This window comes from Gemmatimonadota bacterium (genome assembly GCA_009838845.1).
Taxonomy (GTDB): domain Bacteria; phylum Latescibacterota; class UBA2968; order UBA2968; family UBA2968; genus VXRD01.
Genome location: VXRD01000114.1, coordinates 1 through 15,120 on the forward strand (window position 1 = coordinate 1; position 15,120 = coordinate 15,120).

The 15,120-nt window shown below is 53.8% G+C and carries 13 protein-coding genes and 1 pseudogene; 4 read left to right on the plus strand and 10 right to left on the minus strand.

Translation table 11 applies throughout. From position 1 onward, the window contains the following. Positions 1–54: 54 nt before the first annotated feature. A pseudogene (locus F4Y39_14845) lies at positions 55–777 on the plus strand (DUF1080 domain-containing protein). A gap of 68 nt (positions 778–845) precedes the next feature. Here the strand turns inward: F4Y39_14845 and F4Y39_14850 are convergent. Then, positions 846–1,160, minus strand: a complete 315-nt coding sequence (locus F4Y39_14850; protein ID MYC14997.1) for a HigA family addiction module antidote protein — start codon at positions 1,158–1,160, stop codon at positions 846–848. A 147-nt stretch (positions 1,161–1,307) separates the two neighbouring features. On the opposite strand from F4Y39_14850, the gene F4Y39_14855 reads away from it, so the two are divergent. Then, positions 1,308–2,279, plus strand: a complete 972-nt coding sequence (locus F4Y39_14855) for a deacylase (protein ID MYC14998.1) — start codon at positions 1,308–1,310, stop codon at positions 2,277–2,279. Positions 2,280–2,286: 7 nt separating this feature from the next. Here F4Y39_14855 and F4Y39_14860 read toward each other — a convergent pair whose 3' ends face one another. The 9 genes from F4Y39_14860 to F4Y39_14900 all read right to left on the minus strand — a co-directional run bounded on the left by F4Y39_14860 (position 2,287) and on the right by F4Y39_14900 (position 12,654). Beyond that, entirely contained in the window at positions 2,287–2,748 is a 462-nt protein-coding gene (locus F4Y39_14860) for a hypothetical protein (protein ID MYC14999.1), read from the minus strand. Next, entirely contained in the window at positions 2,696–4,405 is a 1,710-nt protein-coding gene (locus F4Y39_14865; protein MYC15000.1) for an arylsulfatase, read from the minus strand. The genes F4Y39_14860 and F4Y39_14865 overlap by 53 nt, the downstream gene beginning before the upstream one ends. Positions 4,406–4,422: 17 nt before the next feature. Continuing rightward, on the minus strand, positions 4,423–5,493 hold the full coding sequence (locus F4Y39_14870) for a hypothetical protein (GenBank protein MYC15001.1): 1,071 nt from the start codon (positions 5,491–5,493) through the stop codon (positions 4,423–4,425). Between the two features lies 1 nt (position 5,494). Next, on the minus strand, positions 5,495–6,418 hold the full coding sequence (locus F4Y39_14875; GenBank protein ID MYC15002.1) for a phytanoyl-CoA dioxygenase family protein: 924 nt from the start codon (positions 6,416–6,418) through the stop codon (positions 5,495–5,497). A gap of 40 nt (positions 6,419–6,458) precedes the next feature. Next, positions 6,459–7,799 (minus strand): sulfatase-like hydrolase/transferase, encoded by a 1,341-nt coding sequence (locus F4Y39_14880; GenBank protein ID MYC15003.1) that lies wholly within the window; start codon positions 7,797–7,799, stop codon positions 6,459–6,461. Further along, positions 7,796–9,115, minus strand: coding sequence for a sulfatase-like hydrolase/transferase (locus tag F4Y39_14885; protein MYC15004.1), 1,320 nt, complete (start codon positions 9,113–9,115; stop codon positions 7,796–7,798). The genes F4Y39_14880 and F4Y39_14885 overlap by 4 nt, the downstream gene beginning before the upstream one ends. Before the next feature lie 33 nt (positions 9,116–9,148). Then, the gene (locus F4Y39_14890) at positions 9,149–10,066 is read right to left on the minus strand and encodes a hypothetical protein (protein ID MYC15005.1); all 918 of its coding nucleotides are present in this window, start codon (positions 10,064–10,066) and stop codon (positions 9,149–9,151) included. Between the two features lie 16 nt (positions 10,067–10,082). After that, positions 10,083–11,588, minus strand: a complete 1,506-nt coding sequence (betC, locus tag F4Y39_14895; GenBank protein ID MYC15006.1) for a choline-sulfatase — start codon at positions 11,586–11,588, stop codon at positions 10,083–10,085. A gap of 91 nt (positions 11,589–11,679) precedes the next feature. Beyond that, a complete protein-coding gene (locus F4Y39_14900) occupies positions 11,680–12,654 on the minus strand; it encodes an NAD(P)-dependent oxidoreductase (protein ID MYC15007.1) in 975 nt (324 codons plus the stop codon). A gap of 172 nt (positions 12,655–12,826) precedes the next feature. Between F4Y39_14900 and F4Y39_14905 the strand changes: the two genes are divergently transcribed. Further along, positions 12,827–13,849, plus strand: coding sequence for a pyridoxal-phosphate dependent enzyme (locus tag F4Y39_14905; GenBank protein ID MYC15008.1), 1,023 nt, complete (start codon positions 12,827–12,829; stop codon positions 13,847–13,849). Positions 13,850–13,869: 20 nt separating this feature from the next. Continuing rightward, complete coding sequence (locus tag F4Y39_14910) at positions 13,870–14,631, plus strand: phytanoyl-CoA dioxygenase family protein (protein MYC15009.1); 762 nt, start codon at positions 13,870–13,872, stop codon at positions 14,629–14,631. Positions 14,632–15,120 lie beyond the last annotated feature (489 nt).

Consider the following 15,120-nt stretch of genomic DNA (forward strand, 5'->3'; position numbering starts at 1 on the left):
ATATTAAATAATTTTAACAACTAAAAATAACTCCCCCAAAAAACACCCACGCCGGTGGGGTATGACGATACGCCGATGTTGCCCAATCAACCGTGGCGCGTTCACGATAAGAATCGTCCAGCACCGCGCGTGGTGACGCCGGGTGCCAGTGCAGGTGATGCGCCATCGGATGCCGTGGTGCTATTTGATGGTACGGATTTGTCCAGTTGGCAGAGTCGCGATGGTGGAGATCCAACCTGGACAGTGGAGAATGGGTATGTAGAGGTGAATCCCCGTACGGGAAATATCCAGACAAAAGATGAGTTTGGAAGCGCTCAGTTGCACATAGAGTTTGCCTGTCCGTCAGAAGTGCGCGGCAGCAGTCAGGGGCGGGGAAATAGCGGTGTGTTTTTGATCGGGAAATACGAGGTGCAGGTGCTGGATGGATATGACAATCCGACGTATTCCGATGGTACGACGGGCGCGATTTACAGTCAGTTTTCGCCGCTGGTGAATGCGACGCGCCCACCGGGTGAGTGGCAGGCTTATGATATTGTTTTTGAAACACCGGAATACGATGGCGATACGCTGGTGAAGCCCGCGTATTTGACGGTGTTTTTGAACGGTGTTGTGCTGCACAATCGCAAAGAGGCTATGGGACCGACCGGGCACAGGAATGTGTCGAATTACGATACGCCACACGGACCTACCGGGCCGTTGATGCTACAAGATCACGGCGATCCCGTGCGCTATCGCAATATCTGGATCCGTCCATTGACCGATTATGATGAGGGGTAGAGCGAGCCTATCATTGGTATCATAATTAGAGAGTCGATCCGGAAATGGATCGGCTCTTTTGTTTTTTATTACTGAGGTGTAAGCCGGTGAATGTGATTGAGATCACTGAGATATTGTTGTTCAGATTCCCACAGGTTTCTTGCCTGCTGCGCCCGCGACCAAAATTCTGGGGAATTGCCAAATAGACGGGATAATCGAAGGGCCATGAGAGGTGTGACAGCGCGTTTTTCTTTTAATAGATCATGAACCGTTTGACGCGAAACACCCAGAGCAGAAGCGAGTGAGGTTGGGGTCAAATGATAATCGGGCATGAAATCTTCTCGAAGCATCTCGCCGGGATGTGTTGGCGGGATTTCACGTTTGTGGATGTTGGGTATGGACATATTTTTAATGTAATGCGCCACATGACAGTTGTCAAACCTAACAAAAAAATATTACGCTCTTTTCGGTTGACATCACATGGTTTCACCCGTTTTTTTAACACGGAAAAATAAAGAGATATTCGGCTTTTTTGAGGAGTAATAATTATTATGGGTGAATTGCTTCGCGTTGAACATCTTCGGGCTGAGTCTGGGCAGCGCACGGATGGCTATTTGAAGGTGGCTGAGATGCAGGATGGGTCGCCTGCGCGCGTTCCAGTATCCCTGATCAATGGTGCTGAGGAAGGACCGACGGTTTATTTGCAGGCGATTAGCGATGGGGATGAGTTAAATGGCATTAGCGTGATTCGACAGGTGTTGAAACGGCTGGATCCAACGGTGATGAGCGGACGGGTTATTGCGGTGTTGATTGTCAATTTCCACGCGTTTCACGCGCATCAGGCATTTAGTCCGGTTGATGAAAAAAAGATGAATCGGTGTTTTCCCGGGCGTAAAGATGGTACGTCGAGCGAGCGCATTGCCTTTCGGTTATTTCACAATGCGGTGCTGCAGTCCGATTATTGTATTGATTTGCACCAGGGGGGGCGCCGGCCGATGATTGACGAGGTGCGCGTGCGGGTGGATCGGCGCAAGCGCATTCACCGCGTGTGTATGGAGATGGCTCAGGTGTTTGGTATTGGCTATATTCTCGACCAGCGCGGTCCCGAAGGCCAACTCGCGCGTTCTGCTCCCGATGAGGGGATTCCGACGATTGATCCCGAACTGGGTGGGTGTCTCGGCTGGGATAGGGAGAGCATTCAAAAGGGTATTACGGGTGTCGAGAATGTGTTGAAGTATTACGGGGTTATACCGGGCGAGCCGTTTATACCCAGGAAGCAAGTGGTGGTGGATGGGTTTTTGACGGTGTTGGCCAATCGGGGTGGATTTATAGAGTTTCACGCGCAGCACTACGATCATTTGCAAAAGGACGATCCCGTTGCGGATATCACCGATCCGTTTGGCAATGTGCTCGAGACATTGCGCGCGCCAGAGGAGTCGATTTTCTGGTCGGAAAATTTGCTGCCGATGGTATCAAGTGGTCAGATGGTGGCGACTCTGGGAAAGAATATTCGATATGTCTAAAACACCATTAAAATTTAAACTTTAACCGAAATTTTGCCGCGCCGTTTTCATCGATACCCGCCTCCACTTCAGCCCAATCTACCCGACTGAGATGGGCATCCACATAAGCATCTCCCACGCTGTAGAGCACAATCCCGATAGTTGAGAAGAGGTACAGGTTCCGTTCCTGAGTGCCCCGATCTTTGATCTGTTTGCGACGCGCGACCCATGCGATGGCCGAAGCTATCTCTGCAGTTGCAATTACACTGCCTTTTACGCGCTTGCCATTGTAAAATTGTCCCCATCCCGGTAGTGCGATGGACCGCAAGACCGCACCGCGCACGCGGTGGTCCGATGCGAGAGAATCGGGCTGAGATTCCGCACTCCAGGAAGGGACACTCGCGAAGAAAAGCGCGAGAATGAGTAATAATCCTTTATTACACCCTTTCCACATACACGTAATACGCTCCCAGCGAAATGCCGTTTCCATCGGTGAGTTCGGTTTCGAGGCTCGTTTCACCAGCCTGGAGGGTGCAGGTGAAGGCGATGCCTTTGTCTTCTGAGCCGATGGATTGCGATTGTTCTTCTCCCGCGACTTTGATGCGGGCGGTGCTGACGGGGATTGCATTGCCGCCGTAATAGGGCGTGAGTTTGCCGGGGATGCCTTCGGTGATGGCGCGATCTTCTTCGCGGGGCCATCGGCGCAGTTCAAAGGTGTAATCACCCGCTTCGGCTACGTCGATTGCCCAGCGACCATTGCATTCCATCCCGCGTCGGATCGCACCCTGATTCCAAGCCGAATCACTGTTTTCGTTGTGCCAATCGTGGGTTGTGATTACGGAGATCGGTTCGCTTTCAGAGCCGACGATGATGGGTACGTCTTCGCCAAAGCGTTCGGAGACAAGTGCCCACCAGTCTTCGTATTGTTGGCGCAGTTCTGCGACGACATCGGGATGTTGCTCGGCGACATTGTGGCGTTGTCCGTGGTCGTTATCCATGTCGTAGAGTTCTTCGCCGTTGATGAGCCGCCAGCGCTGTGTCATGGTCGCGCATTTGCGCCATTTGATGGGGTTTTCCACGCGCTGAGAGTCCGTGACGATTGTGCGTTCGGGCCAGTTGTCCGTGCCTTCGAGGAGGGGGCTAACGCTGGTGCCATTGATGCGTTCGCGGGCTCCGTCGGAGATGGGGACGTCACAGAGGTCGCAAAGGGTGGGTAAGAAGTCGATGTTGGCAATGAGGGTATCGATATCGCGTCCGCTGGTATATCCCCCCGCGGGCCAGTGAAAGAAGAAGGGGACGCGATGTCCGCCTTCGTATTCCGAGCCTTTTTTCCCGCGCATGCCATCGTTAAAACCATCTGTGACATAGCCATTGCCGTCGAGGGTGCAGCCATTGGCGGTGCCATTGTCGGTCATGAAGATGAAGATGGTGTTTTCTTCCAATTCCTTTTCGCGGAGGAAGTCGCGCATGAGGCCGACGTTTTCGTCGATGTTGGTGATCATGCCGTAAAAGCGGTCGCGCTGGCCGGGCAAGCCGTCGCTGTTGTAGAGTTCGCGGTAGTGATCGGCTATGTTGAAGGGACCGTGCGGCGCGTTGGTGGGGATGTAGCAGAAGAAGGGCGTGTCGCCACAGTCTTCGATGAATTTTTTGGCTTCGTCAAACCAGATGTCCGTGCAGTAGCCTCTGAATTTTTCAGGTACGCCGTTGCGGAAGTACGTGTCGTTGAAATAGGTATTGCCCCAGTAGTCAGGGGTCTGGTGTACGCCGCCGCCACCGTGGTAAACGACCGTGTCAAAGCCCCGGTTATGTGGGTGAAATGGATAGTTGTCGCCGAGATGCCATTTGCCAAACATGCCGGTACGATATCCCGCTGCTTTGAAGAAGTCGGCGATGGTGGTTTCGTCTTTGCGCAATAGCGAGCGACCTGCGATGGTGTGCCATACGCCTGTGCAGTTGCAATAGCGTCCCGTCATGATGCCTGCCCGGGTGGGCGCGCAGGTAGGACCGACGTGATAATTGGTAAATCGCACGCTTTCGGTATAAAGCTCGTCGAGGTTGGGCGTCTGGATGATGTCATTGCCGTGGCATCCAAGGTCGCTATAGCCCTGATCATCGGTAATTACAAAGACTACGTTGGGAGAAGACATAGGTATAAAGACTCCTTTCAGGACAGTAGTGGGGCTACGTATTCGGGTGAATATCTCAAGCAGCGGTAGATGACGGGTCGTCCGTTTTCGTGGCGATAGGGGTTGATAAACTCCCAGACGATTTCTCCATCTGGTGTGACTTCAAAAAGTCGGGTTTTACCGCCTTCGCATATCAGGGTGTTGCCGTTGGGCAGGCGCTGGGCACCGGAAATGGCCGCGCTGAAGAACGCTTCTTTGGGGTCTGCGACGTATTCCCATTCGATGGTTTCGGTGAGGAGATTGAGTTCAATCACGCGAGAATATCCGCGCAGGGTGCCGTTGTCGAAGATCAGGACGTTGCCGTTTGCGAGTATGTGGGGTTTGTGCTGCCCGTCAATGATGCCGGGTCCCCATGCCCAGACAATGTCGCCGGTGTCGTAGTCAATCACGCCTATGACGTCGTTGCTGCGGTAGGAGAAGAAGATGTTGCCGGGTTTGAAGCGCGCGTCACCCTCGTTTTTATGAGGTGGAATGAGCTGGAGCGTGTTGTTGTGCGCCCAGTCAAATGCAAATCGTCCGGTAGCACGATCCAGAACGTGTTGCCATGCTTCGGGAGATAGACAGGCTTCGAGGTCCTCCAGATGTTCTTCGCCTTTCCACTCCCAGACCAGTTCTTTGTCTCGCGTAATCTCAATCATATACGGGTGGCGCTTGAGTTCAGGTCCCAGGGGCGGGCACATGGTTTCGTTGAGTGTGTGGATGAGCAGATTGCCGTTGTCGCGCACCTGATAGTCGTGGTCGGTGCGGCAGCGCACGCGCCAGACGAGTGTGCTGTCGGGATCGTATTCAAAAATGCCGACATTGCTGCACTGCGTGACGCCCGAACGGTCGTGGGTGGGCACCAGGAGATGGCCGTTGGGCAGCAATCGACAGTGGGACTGGACGGTGTGTTGCGTGAGGTGCCAGGTATGGGCGGGTTCTCCGTTCATGTCGATGAGGTACACTACGGCTTCTTTGCCGACTTCCCAGTTTGGTTCCGCAAAGGTTTCTGAAAAGAGGGTGTATCCTTCATAAGCTTTGTTGGGTTTATGCTGTGTGATGCCTGACATTTCAAGCGGTCTCCTTCGCCAGGCCCCATTCCGCGCGGTATTCTTCGATGGACTTGCGTTCGGACAGATCTGCTTTGGGTATTACGTCGGGGTCTTTGCCCATGTGTCGCTGGTCCGTGGCTTCTGTGGCGAGTTGGTAGCGCGTGTCGCTGCTGATGCGAAAGCGGTTGGTGGTGTTTTCGAGAGAGGCGTGCATGAAGTACATGCCGAAAATGACGACATCGCCTGCCTGAAATGGCGTGGCTGCCCATGTGGTGCCGAGGGTTTCTATGACATCGTAGGGGTCGTTGGAGAATGCGCCTTGAATCAGGTCGTCGTGTGCATCCGATGCGCCGTAGGTATTGCGGAGATGTTCGAGTTTGTGTGATCCCAGGCAGAGGGCGAGTGGTCCCATGTCGAGCGAGATATCGCCCAGAGCTGTCCACATGGTATAGAGATTGTTGGTGCCTGCGCCCATATATACAATGTCGCAGTGCATTCCTGCATTGCCTCCCGTTCTGACGGCGCGCAGCCATTTGTGATCGAGCGAGAGGGCGGGACCACCCAAAAAGCGACCGAAGAAGTCCATTGTGTTTTTGCCATCGACGATGTTGAGAAAGCCGGGCCATGTTTTGACCAGGCTGTCTTTGAAGCGCATGGAGCGTTTTCTATCGCCGATGATGGCATCTTCAAGTGTCGATCCTTCGGCGAGCAAGCCCTGACTTCCCATGTGATCGACAACTTCTTTTCGCGCTTTCATGATGTCTTCGCGATTGTGAAAGTTGCGGATGATGAGGTACCCGTCTTCTTCCATTCGCTGTCTCAATGCTTCCGTGTCTGTGAGGATGTCGTTGGATTCCCTCGGCGAGAAGATGGTTTCTCCAAATACGAGTTCTTTCCCGCTCATTCTGACTTTTGTGCCGTCGGGTGTTTGAAAAGTAGGCATGATGTACTCCTTATATCATTGGTTGGTTATTCCATTGCGGTCAGTTCTCATACATCCGTTTCGCAATGTCGGTGAGTTCGCGCGCGATACTAACATTTGCGGGGTCGTCAATGACGTTGCGAAATTCATTCGGGTCATTCTCCAGATCAAAGAGTTCAGAGCGCGCCCAGCTCAGATAATTGAGTTTCCAGCGGTTTGTGCGGACCATGAGGATTGGCGGTTTGCCCACATACCGATTGTCTCGCGTGAAGACACTGTGACAAAAATCGTATTCGGAGTAAACGTATTCGCGCGGCTGGTAGGTTCGGTTGTCAAATAGAGGGGCAAAACTGCGTCCGTGGATATTTTCAGGGACGGGCAGGTTGCACAATTCGGCGAGTGTGGGGTAGATATCCACGTGTTCGACGAGGTGATTGTGCGAGGTGTTGGCTTGTATGTCTCCGGGCAGGCGGATGATGAGTGGTACGCAGACCGATTGTTCATACATGTTGTGTTTGGTCCACATGCGATGGGCACCGGCCATTTCGCCGTGGTCTGAGGTATAGACGATGATGGTGTTCTGGTCGAGGCCGAGGTCGTAGAGTGTGTCGAGCACTTTGCCGATGCACGCGTCCATCTGGCTGATGTTGCCGTAGTATCCGGCGAGTGCGTGGCCGAGTTCTTCGTCTGTTTGCGCGTACCACCCCCGCTGTTTGGAGCGCATGAGGTGGCCTTCAAAGCCGGTTTCCAGCGCGTTGTCACTGCGTTGGGGCAAGGTGAGGGTTTCGGGATTGTAGAGGTCGAAGTATTGCTGCATCGGGACGAGGGGCGTGTGCGGCATGAAGTAGGATGACCAGAGGATAAAGGGTTTGTCGGGGTCCCTTTTTTCGCGCAGATACCGCACGGTTTCGTCGGCGTAATACGTGTCTTGAAAATAGCGCGCAGATAATTTGGATGGTCGTCCCGATGTGCCACCTCCGCCGCCCTGGTCCCGCTGGAGTTCCCGCCATTCTTCGTCTGTGAGTGTTTTTCTGAAGTCCCCTATTTCCAGGCGGTAGTCAAATCCGTGTTTCTGCGTTTCATCCACAAAGTGCATTTTGCCTATGGCACCGGTTTGATAGCCGTGTTCGGCAAAGTGATGGGCAATGGTGTGCGTGTTGGGGGATAGTGCGTCTTGTAAGATGCGCGCGCCGTGTGTGTGTGGGTATTGCGAGGTGATGATTGAGCCGCGCGCGGGTACACAGACGGGAGATTGGCAGTAGGCTCTGTTAAAGCGGATGCCAGATGCGGCGATGCGGTCGATATTCGGGGTTTGTACTTCTGCGTGACCATAACAACCCGATGCAGCGGTCTGGTGCTGGTCTGAGCAGAAGAAGAGGATGTTGGGGCGATGGTTGGTCATTGTATCAACTCTGCTTTCAGCCGTTCAATATGCGCTGAGACGACCGGGTCGTCGATGATGTTGTTGTTTTCGAGGGGGTCGGTGTCCAGGTCAAAGAGCATGGGGGTGTCGCCAAATCCTTCGATGTATTTGTAGTGGCCGTCATAAGCCATGCGCCAGTTGCCCAGACCGGATAGGACGATGTCTCGATGCGTACTGGTTGTGCCTTCGAGGAGGTTGCGGAGGGATCGACTGTCCATGTCGTCGGGGATGTCCAGGTCCGCGTAGTCGAGGAAGGTGGCGGTGAGGTCCAGGTTGGTCGTGGGCAGGTCATGGGTTATGCCCTGTTGTACACCGGGACCTGAGATGACGAGGGGCACGCTGGCCGAGGGGTGCAGGGGTTTGCCCTTGCCCCAGGAGTTGTGGTCGCCGAGCATTTCACCGTGATCCGAGGAAAAGACGATGAGGGTATTGTCCAATTCGCCCCGTTCTTCGAGCAGGTCTAAGTAGAGACCAACCTGATGGTCGATGTTTTCGACCATGGCGGAGTAGTTTCGTCTGGCTTCAAGGAGTTCATCGGGCGTGAGCTGGTCGTTGCGGTTCGGCTGCGGGAAGTCAACACCTTCGTAGAGTTTTGCCATGCTTTCCGTGATGTCCAGGGGCAGGTGGGGCCCGTTGAAATTGACCTGTATGAACCAGGGTTTGCCCTCGGGAACTGATTGGATGAGGTCCCGGCCATTTTGCCCGATCCAGTTGTCGCAATAGGCGTCATCGGGCAGTGGCGTGGGAAAAGTACTGCGCTGGCCTTTGCGGTTGGCAAAGTCGTTGAGGTGTATCTGGCGCAGGCCGCGCTCTTCGAGGTATTGCAAATAGGGTCCTTGCGGTTTTTCGCGCCCGCTGTTGGCGCCGTCTATTTTGCCTTCGTTGTTGATGCCGTCCGAGAATCCCCATTCGTTCAAATGGCGTTTGCCATCCAGTCCCCAGGCTGGCAGGTTGGATGTGCAGGTGCCTTTGTTGAGGTCGAATTTTCCACATCCCAGTGTGTGGTATCCGCTGTCGCGGAGCATGCTGTAAACAGTGGCGCGGTCTGTGGGATAGTCGTCGCTGTTTCCTTTGACGGGACAGTTGTCGTATTCTGTGCCGGCTGCAACGCAGGCGCGACTGGGCGCGCATACAGGTGCGGGGCAGACGGTTTTGGAGAATGTCGCCCCGTTTTTTTCAAGGCGATCCAGATTGGGCGTGCGTACCGCTATGTCGGGATTGCTGCCGATCCAATCAAAGCGAAGTTGGTCGGGAAAAAAGAAGAGGATGTTGGGGCGATTCGATAGGTTTGGCATATAAAACTCCGAAAAAAGAAAGAGGTGAGTGTTTTACTTCACCCTTACGTCACTGAGATTTCCGCCGTGATAGCGTCCGTTGCCGCCAATGCGATTGGCTGCGCAGCGCACGTCTCGAAACAGGCTCTGGCGTTTGGGCGGCATGGCTGCGAGCAAGTCCGGGTGTGGATGCCAGTTGCTCCATTTGGCGCCGATGGTGTTGTAGAGGTTGAAGATGGCAACGCGGTCGGTTGTTTCATCTGTCCAGGGCGTGGCGCTGTGGGTGATGGCTTCGGTGAAGAAGAGCAGTGACCCAGCCGGGCATTCATAGGTGTCCCAGATGGGCGAGTTTGGGTCGTGGATGGATTCTGGCGCGGCATAAACTGCTTTGTGGCTGCCGCTGACGACCAGTGTTCCGCCTTTGCCTTTTTTTACAGGGGCGAGTTCCCAGACTACGCGGGTTAGACCGCTATACGCTTTGCCGGGGATGCACTGATAGTGGTGCGAGTCGATTGCAAAGCGAAACAGGCCGTTGCCATTGTGCGGGCTAAATCTGCCGACTTCTCCGGTGCGTGTCGAGCGGAATCGAATGCCGGATGCTTCCATGCGAAAGCCATATCCATCGGGGCTGGCGAGATGGGGATGTGCGACAAATTCGTTCATAAAGCCGACGACTCTGGGGTGGTCAGCGAGTTTTTGCAGAGGACCAGCCAGGTAGGATTGTTCGTGTTCGGGCAGCGATTGCGGGTCGTGTTTGACCTGTAGCGCATATTCTCGCATGTCGCGTATGTCGTCATCGGATAGGATGCCCGGGAAAAGCAACCAGCCGCGCGCATCAAAGAGGTATTTTTCCTCTTGCGTCGGCGCGATGACGGCTTCTCCATCGGCGTTGGTTTGCGTGAGGTCTTCTGGTTCGACGGTCATGTTGACGCCGAGGTTTTTATCGACGATGAATGGTGTGTTGCTGGACATTGGTTGCTCCTGTTCGTTATGGAAGGTACTGTGCCTGTGCGTTTTTGGTTGGGTCAAAGATTGGATTGTACGCCCAGGATGTGCCATTGGCTTGCATTGCCTCGTGGATGAGTTGTCTGCGATACAGGCTGTCTAAATTGGCTTCGGCTATGGCGTCGAGGTCGTAGTTGTCGAGGATGCGCGTGCGAAGATAGGTTTCGGTTTTTGCATGGTCTGGCTGACCGCTGAGATTATTCCATTCGCCCGGGTCGGCGTCGAGGTCAAAAAGCTGTGGTTCGTGTCCGTGGATGTGGTTGTATTTGTAATTGTTTTTGCGAATCATGACGCAGGGGGCGCCGACTGCTTCGTGAGCTTCAACAAAAATTTCTCGGTCTTCTGTTTCCGCGCCTTCAATGAGGGGCATCAGGCTGGTGCCGTCGCAAGGGTAGTGGTCTTCTGTGCCTGCCATATCGCATAAGGTGGGCAACAGGTCAATGAGCGAGACGGGCTGGTCGATTGTGCTGCCGGCTTTGTAATGGTCTGGAAAGCGGATAAAGAAGGGTACGCGGCTGGACCAGTCGTAGAAGGTTCGTTTTTGGACCATTTCTTTTTCGCAGAGCATGTCGCCGTGATCGGAAAAGAAGATGACGATGGTGTTGTCGTCCAGGCCATTTTCTTTTAGCGAGGCGAGTAGTTCCCCGACTTTGTCGTCCATATATGTGACGAGTCCGTAATAGGCGCGGCGCAGTTTGTAGAGGGCGTCCGGGTCGCGCAGGTCGTGTTTGCGCGTGCCGTGATAGGCGTTGAGCCATTTGTCCATCATGGAGTATGTGTCGTCCAGGTTGTCTGGTAAGGCGGGGATTTCGATGTCCGCATTTTCGTACATATCCCAATAGGACTGAGGCGGCCAGAAGGGTTCGTGGGGATGGTGGTAAGACGCGCACAGGAGGAAGGGTTTGGGATTTTTCTGTGCGCCGACGGCGTGGAGATATTCCAGTGATCGGAAGTGCGTTTCTTCGTCGTAGCTGAGGGGACCGTGCCAGGTGTCGATTCGGAGCTTGTGTCCGTCGTAATTTGCGGCGTTATACCTGCCTCGCTGTTCCATGATGGCCCGGTAATTTTCTCCTCTGGTTTCTTTGATGTGTATCCATTCGGGCTTGACCCACCGGAAATCTTCCGGGTAGATGTCTGTGGTGAGGCGGCGACTGAAGCCGTGGAGTTGATCGGCGCCTATGAAGTGCATTTTGCCGGAGAGGACGGTGTCATATCCGGCGCGGGTGAGGTGGTGGGCAAATGTGGGGATGTCCGAGCGGAGTTCAGCCCCGTTGTCATACGCGCCGATTTTTGCGGCGTTGTTCCCCGTCATGAAGCAGGCGCGTGCAGGTGAACAGAGAGGGAAAGGCGTATAGGCCGCGTCAAAGCGTATGCCGTTTTCTGCCAGCGCGTTTAGCGCAGGTGTTTGGACGACGGGATGGCCATAAGCACCCGTGAGAAAGGGCGTCATCTGGTCTGAGATGATCATGAGTATGTTGGGGCGGGACATCTGTTTCCTCTTGGTCTGGTCCTTGCATTCTGACCCGGTTTTGGGCGGAGGGGGGTATCCTGCTTATCCTTTCATCCTGCCCATCCCGATCCTATTCCGTGGGCAAGACGTTGATGGTTTTTCCCTCTCGGTAGGCGATGGCATCTTCGATCATGCGAATGATGTCGTATTGCGGATTAAAGCCGATCAGGTCGCGCGCTTTGGTCAGGTCGAATTCGTAATGTGTAGGCGCGCCGTGTATGATGGCTTCCTGGTAGGGTATGTTCAGGCGTTGGGACAAGTACGGGATGGCTTCGGCCCATGTGAATGGTCGCGGTCCGCCGAGTTGAATGGCGTGTCCGGCGGCTTGTGTTTTGTTTAAGGCACAGATGCAGCCGTGTACTATGTCGCGTACGTCGGCAATGTGTTTTTTGTAGGAGCGGCCTTTCATGTCTTTGAGCAGGAGGAGGCGTTCTTCGCCGCGCCACAGTGCTTTGAGTTCGGGAAGTCCTTTGAGTTTGCTCAGGTAAAATTGGCGGAAGTCGAGGATTTCGCCTGCGCCGACGACGAGGCAAAAGCGCAGGATGGTGATGGGCAGTTGGTGGGCGCGCCAGTATCCGTAGCACATTTCTTCACCGACGGATTTGGATAGGGCGTACCAACCGCTCGGTTCTCTGGGCATTTCGTCTTCCCGGATGGGTTTGTCCATTCCTTCGGGGGGATATTTGGCGTAGAGCGCGTCTGTGCTTGCAAAGATGAATTGTTTGATGTTGCGTTGTTGTGCGGCTTTGAGCATGTGGAATGTGCCGCGCAGGTTGATTTCGAAGTAGTCGTTGTCCTTAAATGGACCGCCTCCCTGAAAGGCCGCGCCGAGGTGATAGATTACATCGACGCCGTCAGTGACTTTTTCCACGTCTTCGTATTCGGTGAGGCTGCCTTCGATGAGTTCGAGGTCAATACCCTCAAATTTTTCTACGCGCGGGTCTTTGGGCCATACAAGCCCGCGAACCTGATGCCCCTGTTCAACGAGTTGCGCCGCCAGGTTGCCGCCGATACGCCCTGTGATGCCAGTGATGAGTATTTTCATGGGGGCCTCCTATCCTCCGCGTAAATTCCGTATGTACTACTTGTTAAATAATTCGCTATCTTGAGAAAAGTCAATGGCATTTTCGCTTGCTTCATGCGCTGATATTCCGTTCCATAGGCTTGTGATTGCGATGATATACACATTGTGACAGTGATCTTTTAGGAGGTCTATAATGGCTGTTATTTCCCGTGATGAACTGAGAGCACGTATTGGCAAGGTGCCGCGTGTGTCTCTGGGGCATTTGCCCACGCCGCTCGAGTTTTGCGAGCGGTTGACTGAAGCGGTTGGAGGTCCCAAGATTTATATTAAACGCGATGATTGTACGGGTCTGGCGTTTGGCGGCAATAAGACGCGGCAGTTGGAGTTTACGATTGCACAGGGTCTGGTTCGCGGTGCAGATGTGCTTATCGGAGGTGCGGGGTCTCAGTCCAATCACAGTCGGCAGTTGGCGGCGGCAGCGGCAAAGATAGGGGTGGATTGTGCGCTGGTTCTGGTGAAGGACCACAAGAGCGGCAGTACGCAGGGCAATTTGCTGTTGGATAATTTATTGGGTGCTTATGTTGATCTGATCGATGTTGAAACGCAGGAGTTGTTGGACGATGCCAAGCAGACACTGATAGAAAAATTTGAGCGCAGAGGGCGAAAGCCTTTTGTGGTGATGCAACCGGCCAATCGCCCGTTTGGCGCAATGGGTTACGCGCTGTGTATGGCCGAGATGATGGATCAGTTTGATGCGATAGGCGAAACGCCTACTACTGTTGTCGTGTGTTCGGGCAGTTGTACACAGCCGGGTTTGATTTTTGGGAAGACCGCTTTGGGTCTGGATATGCGGATTGTGGGTGTGAGGCCCATTTTGTGGTCTTATGATCTCAAAGACGCATTTTTGGTTATATTGAGAAAAATGGCGGAGATTTTGGATGTGGATGTTGCGTTTGATGAATCTATGATTGAAAATGTGGATCGGTATGTCGGTGAGGAGGGGTATGGGTATTGTTCACCCGAGGGCAATGACGCGATACGGCTATTGGCGCAAACAGAGGGGATTTTGCTGGAGCCGATTTATACGGGCAAGACGCTGGCGGGTTTGATCGATATGGTGAACCAGGGCGAGATTGGCAAAGATGAGACGGTGGTGATGGTGCATACGGGAGGGACGCCTGCGTTATTTGCTTATACAGAGGAGTTATTGGATTAGTTTTTTATCAGGAGCACACCATGTCTGCATTATCTCCGGAGCAAGTCGAATTTTTTTTTCAGAACGGCTATCTCTCGATTGGCAAACTTCTCGAGGATGAACATATTGAGATATTGCGCCGGGAATACGATCGCGAATTTGAAGCCGCGCGGAAGGATAACCGCTTTCGCAATCTCGCTATTGGCAATACCGATGATCTCAGTGAAAAAAACAAGGCGCCCACACAAATGCTACAAATTATGCAAATGTGTGAGCGCAATCTGCACTATCGGGAACTGATCTACTACGATCCCATACTCGATATTGCCGAGTCGCTCATCGGTCCAAATATTCAACTTTTCCACGATCAGGCGCTCTTCAAGCCCGCACATAATGGAGATGCGGTTTTCTGGCATCAAGACAATGGGTACTGGCAATGTATGCCAGCGAATCTCGTCTCATGCTGGCTCACTCTGGACGATGCCGATGTAGAGAACGGAGCTATGCACGTCATTCCCGGCTCTCATCTGCGGCCATTTACCCATGAGCGTTCATCTCAAACCGATGCGCTGTTTGATCTCGAAGATCAGGTGGAGATATCCAGAGCCGAAATTATCGAGTTGCCCGCCGGTGGCGTTATGTTCCACCATTGCCAAACCCTGCACTACACACCGCCGAATCACACGGACCGCCAGCGTCGGGCCTTTGCCATCCATTTTATGATCCCCGGTACAAAACGCCAGAATACCGGGGAGTACATGCCCGTTTCATTCGGCCGTCCCATGTTGCGTATGCACATTTGATACACGCAAAAAGGGCGAGTCCTAAGACCCGCCCTGTGATATGTTTGTTGCATGATTTGGGTTAATTATCCGGCGTGATAGTCACGCGGATTATGCTGTCAACCGCGGGAATGTCGTCGCCCGTGGCAAGGCGCACGGTGTTGTCCGGGTCTGGGGCGCCCATGTTGGGGCCAGATTGATGCGGTACCTGGTCAAGGCCAACGCCGAGGCGTTGGTTGACTTCTGTACCGGCATCCCACAACTGGATCATGGACGTGATATCGCCCATGATTGCTGATCCGTCCGCTCCAAAGAGGGGAATGCCTTCTTCACCGGGGGCAAAGAATAGGTCATTGGAGCGGATAAGCATCGTGGCAAAGGACAGGTGGTCGCCTGCTGATGCGCTGAAGCTAAAGTCATACCTCCCGCCAGGGACAACAGGTCCGGGCAACATTCCGCTGACCGATACATCGGCATTTCCTGCCAGTGCTTGCGCCAGACTACTGGGGT